Source organism: Bacillus sp. HSf4 (genome assembly GCF_029537375.1).
Lineage (GTDB): Bacteria > Bacillota > Bacilli > Bacillales > Bacillaceae > Bacillus > Bacillus sonorensis_A.
This window is the reverse complement of sequence record NZ_CP120679.1, coordinates 1,511,758-1,535,415: the sequence shown is the minus strand read 5'-3', so window position 1 is coordinate 1,535,415 and position 23,658 is coordinate 1,511,758. Positions and strand designations below refer to the sequence as shown.

The following is a 23,658-nucleotide window of genomic DNA, read 5'->3' as shown; positions in this document are numbered from 1 at the left end:
CCCACCGTTTTCCTTAGTTGTCAATGAGGGACTGCCGATTTTTTGAAAATGTTCAGCCTGGCGATCCTGCTTGCCGCTTCACGCAAGCGTTCCTCACTTGTAAGAAGACCGACTCGTACATAGCCTTCACCATGCGGACCGAATCCGATGCCCGGCGCTGTCGCGACATTAGCCTTCTCCAGCAGCAAATCCGAAAATTCTTCAGATGTAAAGCCTTCGGGGACGGGCATCCAGGCAAAAAAGGAGCCTTCCGGAAACGGGGCGTCCCAGCCGATATCCCGGACAGCCTTGATCCAGACGTTCCGCCGTTTTTCATATCGTTCATTTTGCACGTTCACACAGCTTTGATCTGCGAGAAGCGCGACGGCGGCAGCATCCTGCACCGCTTTAAAAAGGCTGACATACATATGGTCCTGGTAGAGATTCAGCGCTTCGATCACAGAGGCGTTTCCGACCGCAAATCCGACTCTCCATCCCGCCATATTGTAGGTTTTGGACAGCGTATAAATTTCGATCCCGGCTTCCTTAGCGCCGTCTGTTTGCAGAAAGCTCACCGGCTTTTGGCCGTCATAGCCGATCGCCCCGTAGGCAAAATCATGAACGACACAAATGCCGTGCGCTTTGGCAAACCCGACGGTTTCTGCAAAAAACGCCGGTGTGGCCTGAGCTCCGGTCGGGTTGTTCGGATAGTTCAAATACATCAGCTTCGCTTTTTCTTTTAGCTCAGAGGGAATGTCGCTGTAGTCGGGCAGAAAATGATTGTCCGCGGTAAGCGGCATCGTTTCCATCTTCGCTTTGGCCAGCTCAACACCCGACCAGTAATCCGGATATCCCGGGTCGGGAACGAGCACGGTATCCCCCGGATTTAACAGGCATTGCGGCAGCTCTACAAGGCCCGCTTTTCCGCCGAACAATACGGCAACTTCCCGCTCAGGATCAAGGGAAACACCATACTCCCTTTGATAAAATTCGGCTGCCGCCTCTTTCAGCTTGCGGCTCCCGCGAAAGGAAGAATAGCGATGATTTTCAGGATGATGCACGGCTTTTGCCATCGCTTCAACAATATGATCCGGTGTCGGCTGATCAGGGTTTCCCTGGCCGAGATTGATGACATCATGACCCGCTGCCATCTTTTCATTCACCTTTTTGACCAGTGATGCAAAAAATTGTTCCGGAAGCTGTTTCAGCACATCAGAAAACTCAAATTTCATTTTTTTCACCCGCTTTGAAAAATTCTTGAAATGATAGTCCATCATCATATATTGTTAAAGGTAAATTGTAAAGCAAAAAATGAGGTGAATAAGAGTGAAGCGGACGATTTCCTGCCTGCAATTCGATATCGCATACGGCAATCCTTCGGAAAATCTCAAAAAAGCGGAGCGGCTGATCGAAGCGGAAAGCCGGCATGCGGATATCCTCGTTCTCCCCGAGCTTTGGACGACAGGCTATGATTTAAAAAAACTCGATGAAATCGGCGACGATGAAGGCGAACAAACGAAAGCATGGCTCAGGAAAACGGCAAAGGCCAACCTTGTCCATATTGTGTGCGGATCAGTCGCCGTCAAGAAAAAGGACGGCGTATACAATACGATGTATATCGCGGACAGACACGGGCAATTGATCAAAGAATACAGCAAAGTCCACCTTTTTCAGCTGATGGATGAGCATCTCTATTTATCCGCCGGTTCCGCCGACGGCGGCTTTGAGATTGAAGGCACACCTGCCGCCGGTGTCATCTGCTATGACATCCGTTTTCCGGAATGGATCAGAAAACACACCTCAAAAGGAGCGGGCATCCTCTTCGTGGCGGCGGAATGGCCCCGGCCGAGGCTTGATCATTGGCGGAGCCTTCTAATCGCGAGAGCTATTGAAAACCAATGTTTTGTCGCCGCCTGCAACTGTTCGGGGAAAAATCCGGAAAACGAATTTGCCGGCCACAGCATGATCATCGATCCGCTCGGACGGGTTCTTGCAGAAGCAGGACACGAAGAAACGGTCATCAGCGCCGAAATCGATCTTAAGGACATCGAAAAAACGAGAGGGCACATTCCGGTTTTTGAAGACATCCGCAAAGATTTATATTAAAAAGTATTGACAAATAATCAATGATACTGGTAACATGTTCAGCAACTGACCGAACTGAAATTTCAAAATTTTATATTGATTTCTCTTATCGAGAGTTGGGTGAAGGACTGGCCTTATGATCCCAACAGCAACCGACCGTAATACCATTGTGAAATGGGGCGCGAGCATTTTGCGCCGCTAGGGCACGGTGCTAATTCCATCAGATTTGCATTCTGAGAGATAAGAGAGGCGTGCGCGACGATCAGCCTCTTTCTCTCGATGAGAAAGAGGCTTTTTATTTTGTTAACGACTTTGAGGGGGAATTTTAAAATGACCGTAACGAAAACCGCAACCTACGAAATCCTGACAGAAAGCTCTGCGGCCGCGCTCGCCGTCCGGCTCGGACTTTTTTCAAGCAAAAGCACTTTGACATGCCGGGAAATCGGCGACGGCAACCTGAACCTCGTCTTCCGCGTGTATGATCAGGAGCAAAAGAAAGGCTTGATCATCAAGCAGGCCGTTCCGTATGCGAAAGTCGTCGGCGAAAGCTGGCCGCTGTCATTGGACAGGGCGAGAATTGAAAGCAGCGCACTGATCCGGCAGGCTGAGCACGCACCACACCTTGTGCCCAAAGTGTATTACTCGGATACAGAGCTGGCCGTCACCGTGCTGGAGGATCTGTCCCATTTGACAATCGCCAGAAAAGGACTGATCGAAGGGTACGATTATCCGCATTTGTCAGAGGATATCGGTGAATTTCTCGGAAAAACGCTGTTTTACTCGTCTGACTATGCATTGGATCCAAAAGTAAAAGAGCGTTTGTGCAAGCAGTTTATCAATCCTGATTTATGCGACATTACAGAAAACCTTGTTTTCACAGATCCATTCTTCGACAATGAAACAAATGATTTTGAGGAAGAGCTGCGCGGTGAAGCGGAGAAGTTATGGGGCAATGGTGCCTTGAAGCTTGAAGCGGCAAAGCTGAAAAAGCGTTTTATAACCTCGTCGGAAACGCTCATTCACGGCGATTTGCATACCGGAAGCATTTTTGCCGGTGATGCCGAAACGAAAGTCATCGATCCTGAATTTGCATGTTACGGTCCGATCGGTTTTGATATCGGCCAGTTTATCGCCAATCTGTTTTTAAATGCTTTGGCCCGCGAAGAAAACAGACGCGGCCCGCTGTACAGCCATGTTGAAACCGTATGGAACACATTCAGCCGCACATTCAGCGAAGCATGGGAAAAAGACAGCCTTGATCAGTACAAACACGCGCCCGGACGACTGGAAGCAACACTGAAACAAGCGCTGGAGGACGCCGCCGGCTTCGCCGGCTGCGAACTGATACGCCGGACGATCGGGCTTGCCCATGTCGCCGATCTGGATACGATCGCCCCATTTGACAGACAGATCCGGCAAAAAACGCTCGCATTGAGAACAGGCGCGGCATTAATTGAAAAACGCAGCAGTTTCCGGACGCCTAAAGATATCATTGAAGCGTTTCAGAGCTTGCTTTAGGGAGTGACTAACATGCCAGAACAATTTGCAGTTCCCCGCTCTGTGGAGTGGACAGAAACATCGGTAAAAATTTTAAATCAGCAAAAGCTGCCCGAGAAAACGGAATATCTCAATTTGACGACACAGGAAGACATCTATGATGCGATCCGGTCGCTGAAGGTGCGGGGAGCTCCGGCCATCGGCATCACAGCGGCGTTCGGGCTTGCGCTTTGCGCCCAACAAATCGAAACGGCGGATGTTTCCGAATTCCAAAGAAAGCTTGCCGAAATCAAAAATGTGTTAAACGGCGCGAGACCAACAGCCGTCAATTTATCATGGGCCTTAAACAGGCTGATGAAAAGCGCTGAAGGCGCCCGGTCTGTGAATGAAGCAAAAACCGATCTCATCCATGAAGCGATTCAGATTCAGATTGAAGATGAGGAAACATGCCGGCTGATCGGGCAAAATGCTTTGCAGCTGTTTAAATCCGGTGACAATATCATGACGATCTGCAACGCCGGATCGATCGCGACAAGCAGATACGGAACGGCTCTTGCCCCGTTTTATCTGGCCAAAACAAAAGATCTTGACCTTCATATTTACGCCTGTGAGACGAGGCCCGTCTTACAGGGCGCGCGCCTGACGGCATGGGAACTCATGCAGGGCGGGATCGACGTCACGCTGATCACCGACAGCATGGCCGCACATACGATGAAAGAAAAAAACATTTCTGCTGTCATTGTCGGAGCAGACCGGATCGCAAAAAACGGAGACACAGCCAATAAAATCGGAACCTATGGGCTGGCGATACTCGCCAATGCCTTTCAAATTCCGTTTTTCGTTGCCGCTCCCCTGTCAACTTTTGATATTTCGATTTCGTGCGGAGACGCCATTCCGATTGAGGAACGCGATCCAGATGAAGTCAGACAGATCGCAGGGACACGGATCGCGCCGCAGGAGGTGCCTGTGTTCAATCCGGCTTTCGATATCACTCCGAATCATCTGATCTCGGGGATCATTACAGAAAAAGGGATCATCACAGGCCATTATACAGAAGAAATCGAAGCGCTTTTTTCCGCTAAAGCTAACGTGTAGGCAGCTTTAGCGGATTTTGATGAATTTCATAATGTCTTTTTTTTGTTCTTTTGTCAGGACATGCAGTTTGACGAACAATTCGGTGTAGCCGACAATTTTTTGCGGGCGGTTTGTTTTCATTGATTCGTCCTCCTTTTTTACCAAGACCAACATTTTTAGCTTAATAAAATTATATGTCGCCGACAAAAAAAAGCAACGGCGCGCTTGCATTATTTTCCTTTATAAGGAATGTTCTCGAGCTCAAGCAACACCGCTTTTTTATCTGTTTCATTTCCCGCATACCCTGTCAGCGTCTTGTTTTTTCCAATGACGCGGTGGCAGGGAATCAAAATCGGCAGCGCGTTTTTTTTGTTTGCTTGGCCGATTGCCCGGACGGCTTTCGGATTTCCGATGGCACAGGCAATATCGTGGTAGCTTCGTGCTTCACCGTAAGGAATGGACTCCAGCGCTTTCCACACTTTTTTCTGAAAAACCGTCCCCTCCTGATCGATCGGCAGTGAAAAGGTTTGGCGCTCGCCCCGGAAATATTCTTCAAGCTGACGCTTCGCATCCAGCAATAGCGGCGTTTTTTTGGGCATGAGCTCTGCATCTTTTTCCCGCAGATTCTCCAATTCCTCCTGATTCAAAAGCACATGTGTAATGCGGCCGTTCTCCTCGACGATATATGCTTGTCCAAAGGGCGAACTGAACTCAATATAAAAACTCACGATGTTATAAAGCCTCCTCCTCATGCTGTTGTCTGATCGGAAGTGTCAGGTGAAAGGTCGTGCCTTTTCCCTCCTCACTTTCGACCTCAATTTTTCCTTTGTGTTCTTCAATAATTTTATAGCTGACCATCAGGCCAAGTCCAGTGCCCCGTTCTTTTGTTGTATAAAAAGGCTCGCCAAGCCGCTTCAATTTGTCTTCCGTCATGCCGATCCCTTCGTCGGCAAGCGATATGAGGATATGATCGTTCCCCTTCGGCTTGATCGACACATAGACATTGCCGCCGTCCGGCATTACTTCGATCGCATTTTTCAAAATGTTGATAAAAACCTGTTTCAGCTGATTCGGCTCGCAGTAAATCAGCGGAATTCGGCCGTCACAGGTGAGGTGCATCTGCACATTGTCCAAGTTGGCCTGCGCATGCAGAAGATCCATTGTATCCTGCATAATTTTGACGACATTTTTTTCTTCGTACATGATCGCCTGCGGCTTTGCCAGAATCAAAAATTCCGTAATAATTGATTCAATCCGCTTTAATTCAGAGGTGATCACATTAAAATAGAGCGAGTGATCCTCTTTGATGCTGCCTTTCAGCAATTGGATAAACCCTTTTAAAGCCGTCATTGGATTGCGGATTTCGTGGGCGATTCCTGCCGCAAGCTCTCCCACCACATGAAGCGTATCCGATTTGCGCAGCCGTTCTTCCAGCTCCCTCCGTTCAGTCACATCTCTGAGCATTGCCAAATTCATGTTTTGGATAATGTTGCGCTTAAATGAAAACTCCAAAATTCGTTTTTGATCGGTTAACAGAAACGGAATATCATTGTCCATTTCCTCAAAGGAGATCGCTGCTGCGGGAGAGGCTGCATTTTCTATTCTGTAGGCGGAAATGACGTCAAGAAGGCTCGCTGTTTTCAGCTCGTCAAGGGGGAGGCCGAGGATCTTTCCGGCCAGGGGATTCGCGTCAATAATCTCATACTGATTATTGAAAAGGACAATCCCGTCCATTGAACCGTTGAATACTTTTCTGAATTTGAGCTCGCTTTCCCGCAATTCTTTCTCCATCCGCTTCCGGTCGCTCACATTTCTTAGGATGGTGAGGTGCTGGCTGTTAAACATGATGCGCTTCGCCGTAAACTCGAGTTCCTTATATTGTCCGTTGCCCATGCGAAACAGAAGCTCTTCCCGGATTTCTCCTTTTTCACTGTACCGTTTCATAATGGAATGATAGCGCTTATCATTTTTATCAACAAAATCGGTCATTTTTTTGTTGATCAGCTCATCCATCGGCACTTCAAAGATCTTGCATGCCGACTGATTCGCCTTGACGACCCGCCCGTCAGTGCCCATAAGGACAATGGCGTCCATCGCATTTTCAAACACTTCCCTAAACCGTTCTTCACTTTTGAACAACTGTTTTTCCATCGAGCGTTTTTCGGTAATGTCCCTCATAATCGACATATAAAAGCCGTTTAAAATATTCGATGTGATCGTCAGTTCAAACAGCCTGTTTTCCCCTGATCTGAGCCGGACCGGCAGCTCTCCTTTTGCTTTTCCTTTGCGAAAAAGGGCGCTCCAGATTTTCTCGAGCCTGCCGCTGTTTTCCGTGGAGACGAACTGTGAGAGCCGCAATTTGGAAAGCTCGTCTTTTTTGATCTCAAAGCTTTGGCAGAAAGAATGGTTGGCATCGATAAAACAGCCTTGTTTATCAAAAATGACGATCCCTTCGACCGCCCTGTGAAATAAATCTTTAAATAGCTTTTCATTGATCGTGCGTTCACGTTCAAGGATCTTTTTTGAGGAAATGTCCCTCATGACTACAAAAAAACAGTCTTCACCGATTCCTTTACTGGCAGTAAACTCTATGTATTTGACGGAGCCGTTATCAAGTCTGATCGCGACCTCTTTTTTCGCATATCCCCGCTCCAAAAAACGGCTGATGTTCTGATTTAATTCATCAGGCGGTACAGCGTGAACAAAATCGAGCGCCGGGCGGTTCAGCAAATTCTTTTTTTTGCTTTGCAGGATGTTGCAGGCCGCATCGTTCGCCTGAACGATGTTCATCTGCCGATCTAAAATAAAAATGGCGTCAAGCGTTCCGTTAAACAACAGCTCATACTGGTGCAAATCCGCTTTTAACTTTTCGTTTTCTTTTCGAAATTTCTCCAGCTGTTTTTTCAGATTCAAGGATTCTTCCAAATCAAGAGTCTCCTCCATTAGCTACACTCCTTCCCTGAACACCTATCCTCCATTAATTCTACAAACCGGCACATCTTCCTTCATATGTTTCAAACTTTTACAAGCTTTCCACCCGTTTTACAGAAAGATGACGATCAAAAAGTTCCTTACTTTTTAATGACATCGTCCTAACAATGAGGCTTAATACATAGAGAACAACCGGCTTTCTATTTTAGAATTGAATAAGCGGGGCAATACTTGTAGAAGGCGTTGTCAGCGCGCTTTTTTAGACTCGCAAAAAAAGCTTAAAAAAGGGTGATGTTATGACGAATTCACGTGACAGTTATTTTGATAATGCAAAATTCCTTTTGATTTTCCTTGTCGTATTCGGACATATAATCCGCTCTTATATCAATGATAATGATGTGTTTCTTCATATATATAAATTTATTTACACGTTTCATATGCCGGCTTTTATCCTCATATCCGGCTACTTTGCAAAAGGGTTCAATCGGCCCGGATATGTCAAAAAAATCGCTTGGAAATTGATTGTCCCTTATTTGATTTTTCAAGGCATTTATACGGTTTTCTATTCTTTTATCGATGATCAAAGCCTGTCTGCCGCAAATCCGTTTGAACCGCAGTGGTCGCTTTGGTTTTTATTGAGCTTGTTTTTTTGGAACCTTCTGCTGTTTCCTTTCACAAAAATTCCGGCAAAATGGGCGTTTGCCGCAAGCTTTCTGATCTCCGTTCTTGTCGGATATGTCGATATTGTCAGCAACACGCTCAGCCTGTCGCGGACATTTGTCTTCTTCCCGGTCTTTTTGGCGGGCTATTATTTACAAAAAGACCATTTTAAAATGCTGACAGGCTGGAGAGGCAAACAAGCTGCTCTCATCGTGTTGACGGCAACGTTTGTTTTCTATTTTTTCGCTGATTTTGATTATTCATGGCTGTTCGGCTCCAAACCGTATTCAGAATTCGGCGCTGTCGGGATGAAGAGCGGACTGAACCGCGTGGCGCTGCTTGTATTAACATTTGCCTCGACATTTGCCTTTCTGGCGCTTGTCCCTGAAAGGCGGTACTTCTTCACCCTTTGGGGAACGCGGACATTTTACGTTTACCTGCTGCACGGCTTCATCATCAAAACATTCAGAAATACCGGTGCAGAAGAATGGCTGGCCGACTATCAGAGCCTGACCGTTTTGATAATCGCAACCGCCATCTTGACCTTCTGCTTATCGAGCGGCTTTGTGAAAACGCTGGCTCAGCCGGTCATCGAATTGAGAATGACGAATTTAATGCGCTGGCTTAAAAAAGACGGCGGATATAAAGCTTATATCAAATAAACGAAACTCCCCTCCTAACAATCCGCGGAGGGGAGCTTTTTTAATCCTTTTGGCGCTGTTCCTTTTGAGCGTCAGCTTTATCGTCCTTCTTTTTTTTATTATGTTCGGTGACATCTATCCATTTATAGGCGTTGATATCGCCGAGTTCACCGGAAAACTCTTCCTGAAGCACTTCTTTGTTCATCGGTTTTTTATGATTTTGCCGCTCCCCGCTTTTCAGATGCTTCTTCACTGCCGCGACTCTCCCTGCTTGCCGTTTTTCGAATTGCGGTTGGCGCCTCTGTCCCCGTTTTCGGCATCAAACTGTGTGATGTATTGATGGTCATGCATGCTTTCTGCAGGTGTCTTATTGTTAAGAGCGGCTTCATTTCTGGCAACTTTTCTCTTCATCATGACATTCCTTTCTTTTGTCTTCTCATTCGATATCCTTTCCTAAAACAGACAGACCACACATCCATTTACCGGAAAAAAATAAACGCCGATAAACGGCGCTTATTTTTTGAAGACATTTTTGACTTTATTGACGACGTATGAACTGCCCCCGCGGTCTGAAACATCCTGGATCATCATCGTAATTAACAGGTCTTTATTTTTATAGTCATAGGCTGTAAACCAGCCGTTTTCTTTGCCTTTTTCGTCTTTTTTCGTTTTCAGCTCCGCAGTTCCGGTTTTCCCTGCGATTGAAAGACCTTTTACAACCGGTTTATATGCTGAGCCGCGCGGATCTTCAACAACGCCTCTGAGACCTTTTGTAATCGTCTCTGCTCCGTCTGCCGGGACAACGTTTTTGTGCCAGATTTCCTTCTCATCTCCATCCTTTTTGATGAGGTAAGGCTTGATCAAATCCCCGTTATTTAAAAACGGCGTATAGCTTGCGGCGAGGTGTATCGGAGACATGAGCATCTGTCCCTGGCCATAGCCGGAATCGGCCAGAAGGATCTCGGAATCGATTCCTTCGTTTGATATCGAGGAAGCTTTTGTCGGGAACTCATAATCAAGCTTTTCTTCAAAGCCGAATGATTTCAATCCTTCGGTAAATTTGTCGCTTCCGGTATCAAGAGCGGTCTGCGCGAAGTAGATGTTGTCTGAAGTGATCAGCGCGTTTTCCAGGTTGACTTCGCTCAATTGATCGGACACCCTTGTCACTTTATAGCCGCCCCATGACGAATCTTTCTGCCATTCTTTCCCGACGATTTTTTTCGCCTCATCCGTTTTAATCGCTCCGTTTTTCAGGCCGATGGATGCGGTTATCGGTTTGATGGTTGACCCTGGTGCATACGTCTTATTATATTTGGAAGTGAATGGCGCCTCTTTGTCTTTGTTCAGCTTTTCCCATTCTCCCTTTTTCCAGCCGAACAAAAATCCATTCGGGTCATAGGAAGGCGCGCTGACAAGCGCCAATGTTTCCCCGGTCTGCGGATTCAGCGCCACCGCTGCACCGGAATCGTCCTTTAATTGGCTGTACAGCTCTTCCTGCTTTTTGATATCAATCGTTGTATGGATATCCGTTCCATCCTTGGAATCCTTTGAAGCGACCGTTGCACCTGATTCAGGTATCGAAATCGTCCAGCCGATTTCCCCTCTCAGCTGCTTTTCATAGACATGTTCGAGACCGACGATTCCAATCATCGAATGTTCACTGTAGTTTTCTTTATCCTGCTTTAATTCCTCTTCGGTAATCGGCCTTATGTACCCTGTTAGATGAGCGGCTTTTTCCCCATAAGGATAATACCTGGATTGAGTGTCCTGCTTCAATACACCCGGTAAAGAGGTCGCTTTTTTCAGCAGGTCGGTATTGTCTGGCTTTACTTTTTTGAGAGGGACAAATGAATCATCTTTCACCCAGCTTGCAGAAAGCTGTTTTTCAATGTCTTTCATTTCCATATCAAGCATTTTTGCAAGCTTTTTCAAGACCGCTTCTTTATCTTCTCCAAGCTGTCCGGGAACGACGCCGATTTCAGGCACTGTCGTGTTTGTGGCGAGCGCTTTTCCATTTCGGTCGTAAATGCTGCCCCGCACCGGTGCTTTTGCGGTAATCCGGACGGTTTCTCCTTCTTTCAGCTGAGAAAAAATAAACGACGGGTTCCAGTTGATCTTCCATGATGTTTTGCCGTCTTTTTCTTCCTTTACAAGCTTTGCTTTTCCTTCAAAAGAAACTGGTCCGGCCAAAGTATTCATACTGACTTTATAGGGAATCGTTTCCGAATCTTTTTTGTCTTCATCTTTTTCATCTTCATCAACTGTTGAAACCTTCAAATCAGAAACTCCGATCTGTTCGTAAATCGACTGATTCCGTTTGATGAACTCATCTTTGGAAATTGATTTTTGTGCTTTAGTCGACAGCTGATCATACATCTGTTCAAAATTTTGCTTGTTCCATTTGTTTACATATTGATCCATGCTTTCTTTTGCCGTCGGTTCGTTTGAACAAGCTCCGGCGAGCAATAGAAATCCGGCGGCGATAAACAAATGGACGATTCGCTTTTTCATCGTGTTTCCCCCTTTTTTTCAAGTCCGCCATTTAAGCATTATATCATACATATATATACAGTGACCGACTTTACGATCATAAAAAAAGACAGCCGCTTAAGACTGTCTTTTCTATCCGATGATAATTCTTTCTTTCGGATAATGGTAATTCGCTTCAATTTCTTTTCTTCCGATTAAATAAAGAAGCGTCACAATGCCGATGCGTCCGATAAACATCAAAATGATGATGACGCTTTTGCCGATAGTGCTCAAATCAGGTGTAATGCCAAGCGATAATCCGGTTGTTCCGAATGCTGAACATACTTCAAACAAGAGTTCAAGATACGTATGATTCTCCGTCGCCGACAGAATGAGTGTGGAACAGAAAACGAGGATGACTGCCATCAGCGTCACAATCAATGATTTCATTAAATCAAACTGATGCAATTCCCTCTTAAAAATCTTTACCGACTTATTCCCCCTGGCAAAATGGAACAACGCCAGCAAATTTAAAGCAAAGGTTGTCGTGCGGATGCCTCCGCCGACTGAGCTTGGCGAAGCGCCGATAAACATGAGCAGGCACATAAACAATATCGTCGTATCCTGAAACTGGCTGATGTCTATTGTAGCGAGACCGCCGCTTCGTGTCGTCGTCGATTGAAACAGCGAGTAAAATAACATTTCATGCCACGATTTTCCTGCAAATGCAAAGCGCGCTTCCATTACAAATATGGCAATCGTTCCTCCAACAACCAAAAGAAAAAATGTCACCGAGGTCAATTTTGTAAACAGGCTGAAGGAAAATGTCCGTTCTTTGCTCAACAGAAAATCCTTCACTTCGATCAGGACGGGAAATCCGATCGCACCCAGGATCAGCAGCATGATAACGATAAACTGGACAAAATAGTCGTGCTGAAACGGGATCAGCGAATTGCCTGTAATATCAAATCCAGCGTTGGTTGTCGCGCTGACACTGGTAAAAAATCCTTGTATATAGGCTTCACCGGCAGAGTCAAAATACTTGAGAAAATAAGTGCCGAGTATCAGTCCGCCAAAACATTCGATGATCAGGATCAACCCGAGTACATGCTTCATCATCTTGACAAGCCCCGATAAATTCGTCTGGTTTTGATCGGTCATGATCAGGCGCCGCTCTTTTAAGCCGATCCGCTTTCCAAATATCAGCCAGACAAAAGTCCCCAGCGTCATAATCCCGATACCGCCAAACTGCAAAACGAACGCCAAAATCCATATCCCCGCCGTGCTGAATGTATCAGCGGTATCGACCACCGTCAAGCCTGTCACACTCACAGCGCTGACCGCGGTGAAAAGCGCGTCGATAAAAGACCATTCCACATCCTTTTGGTGTGCAACGGGAAGACTCAGCAAAATAACCGATACTGTAACCGCCAAAAAATAATAGAGCGCAATCAGCTGTACTGGCGACAGCACGCGCAAAAGTTTCCTTAGTAAAACCTTCATAATCGTTCCTTCTTTTCTCGATTCACTAGTCAGTGTATGTGATCGCTTGTGTATAACGTGTACCATTTTAAAGGAAACATGGTCCAATGTACAGACGGATTTGTTTTTTTGAATTTAAAAAACAGCCCCCATTAAAAGGGGGGCTGTAAGACCTATATTATTTGGCTTCCAAACGACGAATTCTTTCATGTAAATCAGGGTGTGTGGAAAACAGTGATGTATGCTTTTTCCCGTTGATTTTTAATGTAGCGACAGAAGCCTGTTCTTCTTTGATTCTCGATGTATACTGCTCAAGGGAACGCAGGGCATGGATCATCTTGTCCTTTCCGGCAAGGTCTGCTCCGCCTCTGTCTGCATGATATTCGCGGTGCCGCGAATATGCGAAAACGACAAGGCTGCCGAGAATCGAGAAGACAATTTGGAAAATGATGACTGCGATAAAGTGAACGATCGGTGCAAGCTCTTCGCGGACGAACCGAGAAACCGCCCAAGCGGCGATCCGCGCAAAGAAGACGACAAACGTGTTGACGATTCCTTGCAGCAGGGTCATCGTCACCATATCGCCGTTTGCGATATGCGCGACTTCATGGGCAAGCACGCCTTCAACAGCAGCATCGTCCATTTCCTGAAGTAAGCCGGTTGATACGGCGACAAGCGAGCGGTTTTTAGACGGCCCTGTCGCAAATGCATTCACTTCACGGGAATTGTAAATCCCGACTTCAGGCATTTTGGTCAATCCAGCGGCGCGAGCCAGTTTGTGAACACGGTCCACCAATTGCTGCTCTTCATACGAGAGCGTTTGTTTCTCAGGATTGAGCACCTGAACGCCCATCGCCATTTTCGCCATCCACTTGGACATTAGAAGCGACATAAAGGAACCGACAAAACCGACAACCGCACTAAATACGAGAAGCGCGACAATATCAATGCCGCCGCCGGCGGTGAAATACGTTCCGACACCTGTTAATGACCCGATAATGGACAAGACGATTCCGATCGTCGTAATGACCAGAATGTTCGATAAAAGAAAAAGAAGGATTCTTTTTGCCATAATAACCTCCATGTTATAATAAGATCAAATGAACTTGTATAATAAAATTATAAGACATTCATTTGAAAATGCAAGTGATAAGCCGTAAGATAATGTTTATAATATTGTCTATTTTATTTTTAATACATACATAATGAGGTGTAATATGAAACCTTTTAGATTGACTCGACTGGAAATGGCCAAACTGATGCATGCATTAAAAGGACAGCTCGATGTCAGCCCGCTGACCATTTTATTGAAATCAGCCGATATGGCGATGAAAGAAGCCGAAAGCGAGCTCGACATCCCCGAGTTCATCACCCGCTATGAACGGAAAAAGCAAAAAACAGAGCATGGGCTTTCCACAAATGAAATCGTGGAGCTCGGCAACTTGTGTGAGCTGACTTCTTTAAAATCGACAGCCATCCAAAACTGGATCAAACGGGACATCAAAGATTTGATGGGTCATCCTGAGCTCGGGAAAAAGTATTCGATCGACCAAGCCGTTATCCTTCTTATTGTACGAGACTTAAAATCAGTTTATGACTTTGAAACGATTCGTCCAATTTTAAAAACGGTGTTCAATACGATAACGGATCGTTCCGACGATGTTGTCAGCCCCCTTCGCTTTTATGAAGGCTATGGGCGGGTGCTTGAACAGGTCAACCGGATCAAAGATTATACGCTGAAAGAATCGGCTCTGGAAACGACCGTCATGCAGCAGACAGAGCATCTCCGGAACTTTTATCAAGACCTTCCCGACGCCGAGTGGAAAAAAGCCAAAGACATCACAGCGGTCACCGTGCTTTCCGTTCTTGCCTCTCATATTCAGGCAACGGCGCAAATCATGATCGATAACGTTTTCAGCAAATATGACATGAAATGAGTTTTAAGACATGCCTGGCTTCATGAAAGCCAGGCGTTTTTATCGTACGCAACAATTGCCAGCATAAAAAACATCTGTCCATTTCAAACTAAACAAGCAGTACATTAGAAAAAGGAGTTGAAACTTCATGGTAAGAACCAACAAACTGGTTGTTCCCGGGGCAGAGCAGGTCTTAGACCAATTCAAAAATGAAATTGCTCAAGAATTTGGCGTCCAGCTCGGATCGGATTCAGCCGCTCGCTCGAATGGATCTGTAGGCGGGGAAATGACAAAACGTCTCGTACAGCAGGCACAATCTCAGCTAAATGGACAAACTGACAACAAATAAATCACCTTTCAAATTATTCGCCGGGACCGCTCGGCGGATATTCTTGATCTATATGTTCAGACGGTTTTTTTTCCTTTTGATAAGGCATTTTCTCTCCGTTTTCAGTCTGAGAATCGCTTTTTGTCCCGTCCTCTGTCTGCTGGCTGTTTTTGTCATTTTCATTATTTTCTTGAGGGTTTTGATGGTTTGGGGTATTTGTCTCCTCTTCTTGCTTGGTGTCCTGATCAGATTCCGTCTGATCTTGATTTGAAGATTGATCGCCGTTTTGGCCTTCTTCGGTTTCGGTATCTTTATGATCGTCAGACTGATCTTCTTCTTTTACAGCTTTTTCTTTTTCATTTTCCTCTCTGTTTTCATCTTGATGATCTTGTTTGTCTTCCTGTTGATCATCGGTTGTTTCATCATCCAATTCATTTTCATGCTTGCGGATATAGCGTCCTGTTGATATCCCTTCTTTTTGCGCTTTGGCGCGCGTATCCAAGTCTGATTCGACCGCTTGCATCTTGTAGCTCTGTTTCTCGTACTTTTTTGTTACATCTGCAATCTCGCTTTTGACCGTCGCTTTATATGTATCATCGTCATTATTTTCATAAACGGTTGCAATCAATACTTCTTTAGAATGTTTGACATAGCCGTGCTGATTGCTGCTTTCAACGATTTCGCTGATAACGACTTTAATATCTGAATTTTCCCAATTTTCTATACTGTCTAACAAGTCTTTTCCATCCTGATTCAACGGGACCAAATCAACAACTTCACAGTTTTTGTTGAGCGTCAGCTCGAAGCTGGGATTGATGTCTATCGTCATATAGGCATATGCCTTGTTGTGCAAAGCATCAGGGATGATCATAAACGCGATCAGCATGATCGCGGCAATTGAAAACACGCCTGCTTTCAGCGGACGAAGCGAGAGCAGATCAAAAAAGCCAGCGCGCCTTCTCACCATTCTCGTCTCCTCGGGAAAGGCGATCTCCTGACCGATTTCATAATCTTCCTCTGATTTTTTCGCTTTTAAAAATTGTCCGTCAGGGGTAAGCAATGTGACGAATTTTTTATTTTTTTCAACGATAATCCCTCTTCTCATGAGTTGAGCACCCCTTTTAGATAATCCTTAAGGTAAACGTAATCGCCCGTGATGATGATGACCATGGCGATGATATACTTGCGGTTTCTTTCTACTGTTTTTCTGCTTACAGCCACGAGCTTTTCAAGCTGTTTCACAGGAAGCTGCTTCTTTTGAAACAGCATCTCCTTCAATTCTTCGTGCTCGACGAGCGTATAAGCCACTTTGATGGCGTTTTGCCTGGCGTCAGTATGTTTAGGAGAATGCTCCAGCAAGTCGGAAAAAGACAGGCCGAAGCTTTTTAATCTTTCTTTAAAATGAAGGATTTCCTCCCGCCTTTGCTCCTGTTCAAGGAGGCGGTTGAATGCATGAATGGAGAGCTCAGCTTCAATCATGCTTTGCGAGGATTCCTGTTCTTCTCCTTCTTGTAATTCCATGTTGATGTTTTGTGCATTTCTTGCTTCTTTTCTTATATAGTCAATGACTTTGCGCTTAATAATCAGCTCTGCAAATGCAAGCAGAGAATTTCCTTTTTCGGAAGAATATTTTTCAATGGCTTCATTAAAAGCAATCAAGCCGATGCTGAATTCGTCATCTTTTTCATCAATATATCGTTTGCACACAGATGAAACCGTTTTAGCCACAAAAGGCTTATATTGTTCAATAAGCTCGTTTTGCAACTGCTGATTTCCTTTTTGTATGCTGATTACAGACTCTTCTAATGTGGGTTTCTTTTTTCCTGTCTTAAACAAAAGGCTAAGCACTGGTTTCACCTCAGTTCCTCCCTATACTACTCATTAATGATAGCTAATTTGATAGGGATTCGCAAAGGAGAAAACAAGGAATTCATTTCTTATTTTTCAATTATGACATCGATTGTTTTATTCTTCTAGAACAATTCGTTGTTTCTTTGACGATTAAGGGGGTTTTCCCCTTCTTTTTGTAACATCTCTGTTATTAAAATGAAATGTTGTTTCGTTTCATATCGACTTCAATCTCCGCATTTTCAACCCCAGATGACGAAAAACACCGGCGGTTGCCGGCGTTTCTTGTCAGGCTGCTGTCGCTATTCCTGCGCAGCCTTTTGTTCTTGTTTTTTCGGATTTGACAAAAACCATCCTCCAAGGGCAATAGCGAGCAGCACCGCCCAGAAGATGAACTTCCATGTGCCTGAATGAATAAAATGCTCAGATACGATATGGATCTGCGGATGTGCCAGCGTGTAAAGCATCAGTTTAACACCGACCCAGCCGACAATGACGAAGGCCGCCGTTTCCAGGCTCGGACGTTTCTTTAACAAATTCACAAAAGCACTTGCAGCAAAACGCATGATAATGAGACCTATGACACCTCCGGCCAAAATGACGAGAAATTGTCCGCCGTCAAGCCCCCCGATCTCAGGCATGTTTGTAGCGGGAAGTGTTACCGCCAGCGCCACGGCAGCTAAAATGGAGTCTACGGCAAAGGCGATGTCGGCCAGCTCGACTTTGATAACGGTCGGCCAAAAACCGCCTCTCTTTGTTTCCTTCGCTTTCTCATCTTTTTTCAGTACGTGCGTTTTTAAAATGTGATGAATTGAAATGTAGAGCAGGTAGATGGCTCCGAGCGCTTGTACCTGCCAGACGTTGACGAGGAAAGAGATCGCAAACAAAGCGCCGAACCTCAACACAAACGCGCCGGCCAATCCGTAAAAGAGCGCTTTTTTTCTTTGTTTCTCAGGCAAGTGTTTAACCATGACCGCCATGACGAGCGCATTGTCCGCAGCCAAAATGCCTTCCAGCCCGACTAAAATGAGAAGAACCCAACCATATTCAAGTAACAATGCTGCATCCATTTTTTAATTCCTCCTATGTGATTGTCTCTTTCTCTTATTCCCGCTAATGCAGCAGGGTATTTTCTGAAAGCAAAAAAGACCTCTGCCAACATTAGGCAAAGGTCTTGCTAGACATGGTTATCGTCGATTAAAACATGCCAACAAAGCCGATGGAGAACATCCATGAATTGACGACTTTGTTTCCGGATGCAACATCCGGACGCTACTCCCCTTTGGGATAAAAGAAAATATTGAATTATAAGATAATATTAACCTGACGCAGATCAGCTGTCAATCCTTATTTTTGTTTAAAAAAGCCGAAACGCTTTCCGTTTTCATCTTGCTTCGTCTGTTTTTCACGACAAGATAAAGAACAAACAAGACGACAATTCCAATCCCGATCGGAAGAAGGTACTTGTCCAGTATGCCGCCGACAGCACTCCAATTATCCCCGAGAGAAAAGCCTAAGTAGACGTAAACAAACGTAATCGGTGTTATGGCAATAAAGGTATAAAAGGAAAAGACCCAGACATTCATCTTTGCCATCCCGCAAGGAATCGAAATCAGCGTTCTGATTCCCGGAATAAAGCGGCCGCTGAACGCAACAAAACCGCCATGCTTTTCAAAAAAGCGATCCGATTTTTCAAGCGCTTCAGGCTTGATCAAAAAATATTTGCCGTACCGCTCCAAAAACGGCCTTCCTCCGTATCGGCCCAACCAATAAAGTGTCAGCGGACCGACAACACCGCCCAAAGAACCCGCAGCGACGACTCCGAAAAGTGACATATCACCTTGATACACCCAGTAGCCCGCAAGCGGAAGAACGATTTCGGCAGGCACGAACTCAATACAAAGCGCCAGAAAAATGCCGAAATACGAGAGGCTTTTAAACGCCTCTGCCATTGATAAAATCAGCTCTTCGATATCCACCACAACCTTTAACGATTGATTATTTCAAGTTCTCAAGAACTCACAAACTTGATTTTAACACATTTCACGATCATTGCAGAGAAAAATGCGAAAAGCCTTCCCCCGTCCTCATCCGGCAGGATATCATTGGACATTGGCGAATATCATGATATGTAGTATAATGCACAAATTATACCGCTTATTTTTAAGAAATACCGCTTTTTCATGACAACGGTAATCTGAATGGAAACTCTACATCTAAAATCAAAAGGCGGAGAAAAAAGTGACAGAAGTTATCGGTGAATATAATGGATGGCTGATTATTTTATCTTATATCACTGCTGTTTTGGCAGCTTACACGGCTCTTGACCTTTCAGAACGGGTCGTGCACACAAAAGGATGGAAAAACAAAGGCTGGCTGTTTGCCGGCTCTTTGACGATGGGGCTCGGCATATGGTCTATGCATTTTCTCGGCATGATGTCATTTCAAACATCGGAAGAAATGACATACGATCTCGTTTTTGTCTTGCTATCGATCATTGCCGCCTTTGGCGGATCACTCATTTCATTTTATGTCGTAAACGGACGCAATCTTTCCAACCTGAGGCTATTCGCCGGTTCGATTGCAATGGGCTGCGCCATCGCCTCCATGCACTTTGTCGGGATGGAAGCGATGGAAAACATGGCGATCGTTTACGACCCCGTTCTTTACGGGGCATCTTTCGCGATTGCCATTTCAGCATCCTATGTTGCCTTGAAGCTTTCATTTACACTTTCGAAAAAAACACGCTCTTTCCGGCTGTTGGCCGTGAAAATCGGAAGCGCGCTGTTAATGGGAGCCGCCATTTCAGGAATGCATTATACAGGAATGGCGGCAGCGACATTGTATAAAAGCGCCGGCCGGCATGCCGGCCACCCCGGACTGGACACGGTCGAGCTCGGCATTGCAATCGTGCTGATTACCCTTATGCTGCAAGGCCTCATGATCTTCGGAGCATTTACAGACAAACGACTGCTGATCGAGAGCGAAAAAGTAAAAGACAACGAAGAGCGGTTTCAGTCTCTTATCGAGCACAATATTGATCCGATCTATGTGTTCTCCCTTGACGGGGACATGCTTTCCGCAAACTCTTCAGGTCATCGTCTGCTGAAAAAAATGGGGATTGAGTCAAATGATTTTTCAACCGTTTTTCATCTGAAGGAACACAAAAAACTTCTCGACTGGTTCCTTCAAGTTCAAAACGAAAAACAAGCGATCAACCGCGATATCCAAATCACGGCAGCAGACCAATCGTTCGATTTGAACCTGACGTTGATACCCGTTTATGTCAGACAGAAGCTTGACAGCATATATGTGATCTCCAAAGATATGACAAAGCAGCGTGAAGCCGAACGGGAAATTCATAGAATGGCACATTATGACGCGTTGACGGATTTGCCGAACAGAAGATATGCAGTCCAGCATTTGACCAAAGTCCTTCATCAACAGACGTCAGGCACGGCCGTGCTGTTTTTGGACCTGAACCGTTTCAAAGGTTTTAACGATGAACTCGGACATAACATCGGGGATCTGCTGTTGGCGGAAGCAGCCAAACGGCTGGCGGAATGTGTGCCTGCCGAAGGGTTTATTGCCCGTTTAGGCGGTGATGAATTTATCATCATCACCCCGGTCCAAGAGGCTGAACAACTGTCCCGGCAGTTAATCAGACGGTTTGAAGCCCCGTTTTACATTCAAAAACACAGCTTGAAAACATCCGTGAGCATCGGCATCGCGATTTCGCCGACGGATGGAACAGACGGCGAAGAGCTGATGAGAAAAGCCGACATCGCGATGTATGCCGCCAAAGATGAAAATCGAAGCAGATACCAGCACTTTTCCCCTTCGCTCAACAAAGAGAGCGGGCCGCCGTTCAAGATGGAAACCTAATCAAGAAAAAAAGCCGCATTCAGGTGTAATCCTGAATGCTTTTTTTCTCTAACTGAATCCATAAGTTGCTATTCATGAAACAATCTGCACAGAGGCATCACTAAAAGAAAAGGAGTTGAACCGAACCGATGCATACAATGTGGAAAGGCTCAATCAGCTTCGGCCTTGTCAACATCCCGATCAAACTGTTTGCAGCAACCGAAGACAAGGACGTGAAACTGCGGTCACTTCATAAAGAATGCCGCACCCCCATCCAATATGAAAAGAAATGTCCGAACTGCCACGAAGAAGTTTCTCCTGACGAGATTGTCAAAGGGTATGAATATGTAAAAGGCAAGTATGTCGTTTTAACAGATGAGGAACTGAAACAGCTTAAAGAGGAACAGGAAGACAAGTCGGTTGAGATTGTTGACTTTGTCCAGCTGAAGGAGATCGATCCGATCTATTTCAACCGCTCCTACTTCGTCGGGCCTGGAGATAACGGTGTAAAAGCATACACCCTGCTTCGGGAAGCGCTCAGAAAAACAGAAAAAATCGGGATTGCCCATATGACGATTCGATCAAAAAAACAGCTTGCCATTCTCCGTGTATATGAAAACTGCATTTTGATGGAATCGATCCATTACCCGGATGAAGTCCGCAATGTTGCACATGTCCCCGGCGTGCCGGAGCAAACAGAAGTCAACGAAAAAGAGCTGCAGACAGCCATTTCATTGATAGACGAACTGACAACGTCTTTTGCACCTGAACAGTATGAGGATACGTACAGACGAGCCGTGCTGGACAAAATCAAAGAAAAGATCGAGCAAAACGAGGGTGTCACACCTGCTGCAGCCGCTGCACCGCGCGAGGATGTCATCGATCTGGTCAGCGCCCTCCAGGCAAGCATCGAGCGAACGAAAGCTCCGCAAAAACAGGAAAAGGCCAAAACCAAAACCGCTGAAGCAAAGGGAACGGAAGAGAAAAAGCGAAAAACGTCGCGAAAAAAGGCGTCAGAGGCAAAGTAAAAGATGGGAAACACAATGCAGCCCGTTCTCACATCATCTCCCCCTTCCGGCGGCAATTGGCGCTATGAGGTCAAATATGACGGATACCGGGCGCTTTTAAGCGTCTCCGAGGCCGGGATCTCCCTGATCAGCAGAAACGGCCAGCCTTTGGACAGCATGTTTCCGGAAATCACGGCAAATATCAAAGAAAAGCTGGCTTCACTTGAAGAGCATCTGCCCCTCACCCTTGACGGTGAAATCGCATCTTTGACAAACCGTTACCGCTCAAATTTTGAATATGTGCAAAAACGGGGACTGACAAAAAAAGCCGATTTAATCGAGGAAGCGGCCGAAAACAAACCGTGCCAATTTCTCGCCTTTGATCTGCTTGAATACAGAGGGAAAACAATCACTTCACTGCCGTATCAAGAGCGGAAGCAAAAGCTGTATGAGCTGCTTGAAGATCTCGCTTTTCCCCTGGTTCCAGACCCGGCAGCAAAAGAACGAATTCAATATATTCCTGAAACAGAAGATTTTCATTCTCTCTGGGATTCAGTCAAAAAGCTTGACGGTGAAGGAGTCGTTGCGAAGAAAAAAGACAGTCGCTGGATGGCAAATAAAAAAACGGCCGAATGGCTTAAAATCAAAAATTACAAAAAAGCCGCCGTATTTATGACAGGCTACAATATGGCCAACGGATATGTGACGATAGCTGTTGTCGACAAAGGCCGGATTAAAGAAATGGGCTCGGTCTCCCACGGACTGGGAGAACAGGAAAGAAGCGCGCTTCTCGCTGTTGTACAGGAACACGGAACCCCTGTAAGGACAGGCGAATACACGATTGCTCCTTCCATTTGCATGACCGTCAATTACTTGACGATCCACTACGGAACATTGCGGGAGGTATCGTTCGCATCATTTGAATTTGATATAGCGTGGCAGGACTGCACATACACACGACTGCTTTTGCATTCGAGAAACGTCCACCCTGATTTGCAGCTCACCAGCCTTGATAAGATCATTTTTCCGCAAAGCCAAAAAACAAAAGCGGATTTCATCAGCTATTTGAATGAAATCGGCGATTTTCTGCTCCCTTTTTTAAAAAACCGGGCGCTCACCGTCATCCGCTTTCCCCACGGCTCCAGCGGAGAATCATTTTTTCAGAAGAATAAGCCTGATTATGCTCCCGACTTTATTTCTTCGATAAAGGATGATGAGCACGACCATATCATTTGTGAGGATTATTCTGTTTTATTGTGGCTTGCCAATCAGCTTGCATTGGAATTTCATATCCCGTTTCAAACGGCTGATACAGCCCGGCCGACCGAAATTGTTTTCGATCTCGATCCGCCATCGCCATCGGAATTTCCGTTGGCCGTGCGCGCGGCAACAGAACTCCGCCGTTTGTTTGAACAGCTTGGCCTCACCTCTTTTCCCAAGCTGTCGGGAAATAAAGGGATACAGCTCTATATTCCGATTTCAAAAAACGCGTTTACCTACGAAGAAACCCGGATTTTTACAAGCTTTGCCGCTACCTATTGCGTCTCGCTTTTTCCGGATCTGTTCACAACAGAGCGGCTCATTAAAAACAGAGGCGGAAAACTTTATATCGACTATGTGCAGCATGCTCCAGGGAAAACGATCATCTGCCCGTATTCGACGAGAGGCAATGCGCTTGGCACAGTAGCCGCACCGCTTTTTTGGGATGAAGTGGGGCCGAATCTGTCCCCTGCCGATTTTACAATGGAGGCTGTCGTGAAGCGAACGAAAGAAATCGGCTGCCCTTTCGAACGCTTTTTCAGACAGCCTCAGGATGAACAGTTTAAAGCCATTCTCGGCCATTTAAAAGAAAACGGCCGTCCGGAATGATCCGTGGT

At 45.7% G+C, this 23,658-nt stretch carries 21 protein-coding genes and 1 riboswitch; of the genes, 9 read left to right on the top strand and 12 right to left on the bottom strand.

All coding sequences use genetic code 11. The features are described from left to right. Positions 1–20: 20 nt before the first annotated feature. On the bottom strand, positions 21–1,211 hold the full coding sequence (locus tag P3X63_RS07830) for a pyridoxal phosphate-dependent aminotransferase (protein WP_026586708.1): 1,191 nt from the start codon (positions 1,209–1,211) through the stop codon (positions 21–23). A 94-nt stretch (positions 1,212–1,305) separates the two neighbouring features. Between P3X63_RS07830 and P3X63_RS07825 the strand changes: the two genes are divergently transcribed. From P3X63_RS07825 to mtnA, 3 genes are all read left to right on the top strand, one after another. Continuing rightward, positions 1,306–2,085, top strand: a complete 780-nt coding sequence (locus tag P3X63_RS07825) for a carbon-nitrogen family hydrolase (protein WP_277692708.1) — start codon at positions 1,306–1,308, stop codon at positions 2,083–2,085. A gap of 82 nt (positions 2,086–2,167) precedes the next feature. Then, positions 2,168–2,311, top strand: a riboswitch (SAM riboswitch). An 83-nt stretch (positions 2,312–2,394) separates the two neighbouring features. Then, on the top strand, positions 2,395–3,582 hold the full coding sequence (gene mtnK / locus P3X63_RS07820; RefSeq protein ID WP_277692707.1) for an S-methyl-5-thioribose kinase: 1,188 nt from the start codon (positions 2,395–2,397) through the stop codon (positions 3,580–3,582). Between the two features lie 12 nt (positions 3,583–3,594). After that, entirely contained in the window at positions 3,595–4,656 is a 1,062-nt protein-coding gene (gene mtnA / locus P3X63_RS07815) for an S-methyl-5-thioribose-1-phosphate isomerase (protein ID WP_077736953.1), read from the top strand. A 209-nt stretch (positions 4,657–4,865) separates the two neighbouring features. Here mtnA and P3X63_RS07810 read toward each other — a convergent pair whose 3' ends face one another. Together P3X63_RS07810 and P3X63_RS07805 are read right to left on the bottom strand one after the other, a co-directional pair. Continuing rightward, complete coding sequence (locus P3X63_RS07810) at positions 4,866–5,363, bottom strand: methylated-DNA--[protein]-cysteine S-methyltransferase (protein ID WP_077736954.1); 498 nt, start codon at positions 5,361–5,363, stop codon at positions 4,866–4,868. Between the two features lie 4 nt (positions 5,364–5,367). Beyond that, a complete protein-coding gene (locus P3X63_RS07805; protein WP_026586703.1) occupies positions 5,368–7,578 on the bottom strand; it encodes a PAS domain-containing sensor histidine kinase in 2,211 nt (736 codons plus the stop codon). Between the two features lie 284 nt (positions 7,579–7,862). Between P3X63_RS07805 and P3X63_RS07800 the strand changes: the two genes are divergently transcribed. Then, a complete protein-coding gene (locus P3X63_RS07800; RefSeq protein ID WP_026586702.1) occupies positions 7,863–8,888 on the top strand; it encodes an acyltransferase family protein in 1,026 nt (341 codons plus the stop codon). A 40-nt stretch (positions 8,889–8,928) separates the two neighbouring features. Here P3X63_RS07800 and P3X63_RS07795 read toward each other — a convergent pair whose 3' ends face one another. The 5 genes from P3X63_RS07795 to htpX all read right to left on the bottom strand — a co-directional run bounded on the left by P3X63_RS07795 (position 8,929) and on the right by htpX (position 13,890). Further along, on the bottom strand, positions 8,929–9,120 hold the full coding sequence (locus P3X63_RS07795; RefSeq protein WP_077736955.1) for a hypothetical protein: 192 nt from the start codon (positions 9,118–9,120) through the stop codon (positions 8,929–8,931). Beyond that, positions 9,117–9,281 (bottom strand): hypothetical protein, encoded by a 165-nt coding sequence (locus P3X63_RS07790; RefSeq protein ID WP_277692706.1) that lies wholly within the window; start codon positions 9,279–9,281, stop codon positions 9,117–9,119. The genes P3X63_RS07795 and P3X63_RS07790 overlap by 4 nt, the downstream gene beginning before the upstream one ends. 99 nt (positions 9,282–9,380) lie before the next feature. Beyond that, complete coding sequence (locus P3X63_RS07785) at positions 9,381–11,378, bottom strand: penicillin-binding transpeptidase domain-containing protein (RefSeq protein WP_026586701.1); 1,998 nt, start codon at positions 11,376–11,378, stop codon at positions 9,381–9,383. A gap of 111 nt (positions 11,379–11,489) precedes the next feature. Next, the gene (locus P3X63_RS07780; RefSeq protein ID WP_026586700.1) at positions 11,490–12,839 is read right to left on the bottom strand and encodes a TrkH family potassium uptake protein; all 1,350 of its coding nucleotides are present in this window, start codon (positions 12,837–12,839) and stop codon (positions 11,490–11,492) included. A gap of 157 nt (positions 12,840–12,996) precedes the next feature. Further along, positions 12,997–13,890, bottom strand: coding sequence for a protease HtpX (gene htpX, locus P3X63_RS07775; protein WP_026586699.1), 894 nt, complete (start codon positions 13,888–13,890; stop codon positions 12,997–12,999). Positions 13,891–14,035: 145 nt separating this feature from the next. Here htpX and P3X63_RS07770 point away from each other — a divergent pair, with 145 nt between their 5' ends. After that, on the top strand, positions 14,036–14,755 hold the full coding sequence (locus P3X63_RS07770; protein WP_026586698.1) for a DUF1836 domain-containing protein: 720 nt from the start codon (positions 14,036–14,038) through the stop codon (positions 14,753–14,755). 127 nt (positions 14,756–14,882) lie between these two features. Further along, the gene (locus tag P3X63_RS07765) at positions 14,883–15,083 is read left to right on the top strand and encodes an alpha/beta-type small acid-soluble spore protein (RefSeq protein ID WP_026586697.1); all 201 of its coding nucleotides are present in this window, start codon (positions 14,883–14,885) and stop codon (positions 15,081–15,083) included. 13 nt (positions 15,084–15,096) lie between these two features. Here P3X63_RS07765 and P3X63_RS07760 read toward each other — a convergent pair whose 3' ends face one another. From P3X63_RS07760 to P3X63_RS07745, 4 genes are all read right to left on the bottom strand, one after another. Continuing rightward, positions 15,097–16,167, bottom strand: a complete 1,071-nt coding sequence (locus P3X63_RS07760; RefSeq protein ID WP_277692705.1) for an anti-sigma-I factor RsgI family protein — start codon at positions 16,165–16,167, stop codon at positions 15,097–15,099. Continuing rightward, positions 16,164–16,919, bottom strand: coding sequence for an RNA polymerase sigma factor SigI (sigI, locus tag P3X63_RS07755; RefSeq protein WP_026586695.1), 756 nt, complete (start codon positions 16,917–16,919; stop codon positions 16,164–16,166). The genes P3X63_RS07760 and sigI overlap by 4 nt, the downstream gene beginning before the upstream one ends. A 293-nt stretch (positions 16,920–17,212) precedes the next feature. Next, complete coding sequence (locus P3X63_RS07750) at positions 17,213–17,980, bottom strand: TerC family protein (RefSeq protein ID WP_026586694.1); 768 nt, start codon at positions 17,978–17,980, stop codon at positions 17,213–17,215. 270 nt (positions 17,981–18,250) lie between these two features. Next, positions 18,251–18,862, bottom strand: coding sequence for a DedA family protein (locus tag P3X63_RS07745; protein ID WP_277692904.1), 612 nt, complete (start codon positions 18,860–18,862; stop codon positions 18,251–18,253). A 289-nt stretch (positions 18,863–19,151) separates the two neighbouring features. On the opposite strand from P3X63_RS07745, the gene P3X63_RS07740 reads away from it, so the two are divergent. The 3 genes from P3X63_RS07740 (at position 19,152) to P3X63_RS07730 (ending at position 23,650) form a co-directional block, all read left to right on the top strand. Then, a complete protein-coding gene (locus P3X63_RS07740; RefSeq protein WP_277692704.1) occupies positions 19,152–20,795 on the top strand; it encodes a diguanylate cyclase domain-containing protein in 1,644 nt (547 codons plus the stop codon). Positions 20,796–20,923: 128 nt separating this feature from the next. Further along, on the top strand, positions 20,924–21,802 hold the full coding sequence (gene ku / locus P3X63_RS07735; protein ID WP_026586691.1) for a non-homologous end joining protein Ku: 879 nt from the start codon (positions 20,924–20,926) through the stop codon (positions 21,800–21,802). Between the two features lie 3 nt (positions 21,803–21,805). Next, positions 21,806–23,650: a DNA ligase D gene (locus P3X63_RS07730; RefSeq protein ID WP_077736956.1), complete on the top strand. Its 1,845-nt coding sequence runs from the start codon at positions 21,806–21,808 to the stop codon at positions 23,648–23,650. The last annotated feature ends 8 nt before the right edge of the window (positions 23,651–23,658 follow it).